This is a genomic window from Micromonospora sp. 4G55, from assembly GCF_016803375.1.
On sequence record NZ_JAEVHN010000607.1, the window covers coordinates 1 to 3,653 of the forward strand.

Annotated in this window: 4 protein-coding genes and 1 pseudogene; 3 read left to right on the forward strand and 2 right to left on the reverse strand. The window is 72.5% G+C overall.

Going from position 1 to position 3,653, the window contains the following annotated elements; all coding sequences use genetic code 11:
- A pseudogene (locus tag JNW89_RS30825) lies at positions 1-267 on the reverse strand (hypothetical protein); the annotation flags it as partial.
- Between the two features lie 149 nt (positions 268-416).
- On the opposite strand from JNW89_RS30825, the gene JNW89_RS30830 reads away from it, so the two are divergent.
- Entirely contained in the window at positions 417-1,055 is a 639-nt protein-coding gene (locus JNW89_RS30830) for a TetR/AcrR family transcriptional regulator (RefSeq protein ID WP_154941766.1), read from the forward strand.
- 65 nt (positions 1,056-1,120) lie between these two features.
- On the forward strand, positions 1,121-1,348 hold the full coding sequence (locus JNW89_RS30835; protein ID WP_088960194.1) for a DUF3107 domain-containing protein: 228 nt from the start codon (positions 1,121-1,123) through the stop codon (positions 1,346-1,348).
- A 57-nt stretch (positions 1,349-1,405) separates the two neighbouring features.
- On the opposite strand, the gene JNW89_RS30840 is transcribed toward JNW89_RS30835, so the two are convergent.
- Positions 1,406-2,053: a ferritin-like fold-containing protein gene (locus JNW89_RS30840; protein WP_238451753.1), complete on the reverse strand. Its 648-nt coding sequence runs from the start codon at positions 2,051-2,053 to the stop codon at positions 1,406-1,408.
- Between the two features lie 291 nt (positions 2,054-2,344).
- Here JNW89_RS30840 and JNW89_RS30845 point away from each other — a divergent pair.
- Positions 2,345-3,653: DEAD/DEAH box helicase (locus tag JNW89_RS30845; RefSeq protein WP_238451754.1), on the forward strand; the 1,309-nt coding region annotated here is incomplete at its 3' end.

The following is a 3,653-nucleotide window of genomic DNA, read 5'->3' on the forward strand; positions in this document are numbered from 1 at the left end:
GTTGCGCGGTGCGGGGTCGGACTCGGGGTCGGTCAGCGGCGCCGGCAGGTCGCCGTGGCGCGGGGAGGAGGCGTCCCAGCCGGTGGCCGGATCGGGCCGGTGCCAGGGGGCGACGGTGTCCCGGTACGCGGGGGCGTCGGCCCCGCCGGACCGCCCGGTCGCCGGGGGTGCCCACCCGCTGACGGAGCGGGCCAGGTCGTCCTGCTGACCCGTCCCGTCACCGTGCTCTCCCGGGGTGGCGGCACCGGGTTGCCCTGTTTCACTCACCGCGCGCTCCTTGGTCGCCCTCGCTGAGGCTACCGTGTGGTGACAGTGGCGATAAGTTACAGCGGCGGGCCAATTCCGGGACCGGGGTACATGCCCCAGACCGGTACGGGGTAAAAGTGCCGGCTCGTACGAAGAACTCGGAGGTTCCCATGACCGCTGTGGGGAACGGCGCCCAGACCGCCGGCCGGCCCACCCGGCTGCCCCGCTCGGCGCGACGTAAGCAGCTGCTCGCGGCGGCGCAGGAGGTGTTCGTCGCGCAGGGTTACCACGCCGCCGCGATGGACGACATCGCCGAGCGGGCGGGAGTCTCCAAGCCGGTGCTCTACCAGCACTTTCCCGGCAAGATGGAGCTCTACCTCGCGCTGCTCGACACGCACTGTGACGCCATAGTCGCCAAGGTGCACGACGCGATGCGCGGTACCAACGACAACAAGGAGCGGGTCGGGGCCTCGGTCCGGGCGTACTTCGACTTCGTCGACCACGAGAGCGAGGCGTTCCGTCTCGTCTTCGAGTCGGACCTGCGCAACGACCCGGCGGTGCGGCAGCGCGTCGAGCGGGTCGAGCAGGGCGCCATCGCGGCGATCACCGACACCATCATCTCGGACACCGGCGTCAGCCGGGCGCACGCCGAGCTGCTCGCCTCCGGTCTGGTCGGGGCGGCCGAGACCGCCGCCCAGTTCTGGCTGGCCGGTGGTCGCCAGGTGCCCAAGGCGGAGGCGGAGGCGCTGGTCGCGGCGCTGTCCTGGCGTGGGATCGCGAGCTTCCCGCTGCAAGGTGAGTCAGCCTGAACATCCGGCCCCGAGATCGGATAGCCTTCCCATCGGCGGCTCTTTCGCCCACCTGAGGAGGCACAGTGGAGGTCAAGATCGGCGTGCAGTACGCGCCGCGCGAGCTGGTTCTGGAGAGCGCGCAGTCGCCGGCCGAGATCGAGCAGATCGTGACCGACGCCTTCGGCAAGGACGAGGGGACGCTGTCCCTGACCGACGAGAAGGGCCGGCGGGTCATCGTGCCGGTCAACAAGGTCGCCTACGTCGAGATCGCCGAGGCGTCCCCGCGGGCGGTCGGGTTCACCGTCCGCTGATCCGGTCCGGCCACCGCGGCGGGTGCGCCCGCCGCGGGCCGGGCCCGACCGGGCGGGTCAGTTGTTCAGCCCGACGGCGGCCATCCGGGCGGTGTGGTTGGCGGTGAGCCGGCGGAACGTCGCCTGCACGTCCGTGCCGTCCCGCGCGATCAGCGCGGTCAGCGCGCCCCGGTCCGCCGCCGCGACCCGACCCGCCTGGGACAGCGCCTCGCCGACGAGCCGGCGCGCCCACATCGACAGCCGGTTGGCCACCCGCGGGTCGACCTCGATCGCCGCGCGCATCTCGGCCGCGGCGAACTCGGCGTACCGGGACTCGTGCAGCACGTCCAGGACGAGCTGCCGGTCCGGTTCGGCCAGCGTGTCGGCGATCTCGCCCAGGAAGTCGTCGGTGATCGCGTCGCCGACGTACGCCTTGGTGACCGCCTCCAGCCAGTCCTTCGGCTCGGTCGAGTCGTGGTACGCCTGCAACGGCCCGACGTACGGCGCCATCGCGTCGTCGGGTGACGCCCCGAGCGCGGCCAGCCGGTCGGCGAGGCGCCGGTAGTTGCCGATCTCGGCGGCGGCCATCTCGCTCAGCGCGGCCCGGCGACGCAGGTCGGGGGCGAGCCGGGCGTCGGCGGCCATCCGGTCGAAGGCGAGCAGCTCGCCGTAGGCGACCAGGCCGAGCAGGTCGACCACGGCCTCGGGTGTTGTCGGGGCGGACACGAGCGCAGGGTACCGCCCAAACCGGCACACCGAGACCCTGGAGCGGTGACGTAGATCACAATTGCCACCCCCGGAGAAGACCCGGTCACCGCGCTCCGGGACGCGCGCGGGGCGGCTCGGGTAGTATGGAGCAGTTGCCGCGGGCGCCGATCTGATCGAAGTCCTGCCTGCGGCGCGCGTGCGGCCCGGTCCGGCTCGGCGAATCCGCCCCCGACCGCGTGGCCCGCGCCATACCGAACGCGCCCTGAGGACAAGACGGGGCGCACCACGAGAGGGCACCCCCAGATCCAAATGAGCGAACAGATTCTCGAAGAGCTGGGTGGCCACGAACTGGCCCCCACCGCCCCGGTCCGTCCGGAGGCTCCCACCTTCGCCGCGCTCGGTGCGCGGCCCGAGACCGTCGAGGCCCTGGCCGCGGCGGGCATCACCCGCGCCTTCGCGATCCAGGAGTACGCGATTCCGATCGCGCTGCGCGGCACCGACATGATCGGCCAGGCGCCGACCGGCACCGGCAAGACCCTCGGCTTCGGCGTACCGCTGCTGGAGCGGGTCTTCGCGCCGGGCGAGGGCAGCGACGGCGTGCCCCAGGCACTGGTCGTCGTCCCCACCCGCGAGCTGGGCATCCAGGTCGCCAAGGACCTCGCCGCCGCGGGCCGGACCCGGGGCATCCGGGTGCTGCCGATCTACGGCGGCGTGGCGTACGAGCCGCAGATCGACGCGCTGCGCAAGGGCGTCGAGATCCTGGTCGGCACGCCCGGCCGGCTGATGGACCTGCAGAAGCAGAAGCACCTTCGGCTCGACCGGGTGCGCGCGCTGGTCCTCGACGAGGCCGACCGGATGCTCGACCTGGGCTTCCTCGACGACGTCGAGAAGATCCTGGCGATGCTGCCGGAGGACCGGCAGACCATGCTCTTCTCGGCCACCATGCCGGACCCGATCGTCACGCTCTCCCGGCGCTTCCTGCGCCGTCCGATGACGATCCACGCCGGGCACACCGCCGAGACCGGCCCGTCGCCGCAGACCCAGCAGCTGGCCTACCGCACCCACTCGATGAACAAGGTCGAGATCGTGGCCCGGATCCTCCAGGCCGAGGGGCGCGGACTGACCATGATCTTCACCCGCACCAAGCGGGCCGCCGACCGGGTGGCCGAGGACCTCGACTTCCGCGGCTTCGCGGTCGCCGCCGTCCACGGCGACCTCGGCCAGGGCGCCCGGGAGCGGGCGCTGCGCGCGTTCCGGGCCGGGAAGATCGACACTCTGGTCGCCACCGACGTGGCGGCCCGGGGCATCGACGTCAGTGGCGTCACCCACGTCATCAACTACGACTGCCCCGAGGACCAGGACACCTACACCCACCGGATCGGTCGTACCGGCCGGGCCGGGGCCACGGGCGTCGCGGTGACCTTCGTCGACTGGGACGACATGCCCCGCTGGCGGATCATCGACAAGACGCTCGGCCTGGAGATGCCGGAGCCGCCGGAGACGTACCACACCTCTCCGCACCTCTACACCGACCTCGGCATCTCCACCGAGATCACCGGCACCCTGCCGACCGCCGAGCGGACCCGTGCCGGGCTCTCCGCCGAGGTCGAGGAGGACC

Coding starts and splice junctions, on each gene's coding strand:
- JNW89_RS30830 (WP_154941766.1), top strand. CDS start 417: ATGACCGCTGTGGGGAACGGCGCCCAGACCGCCGGCCGGCCCACCCGG.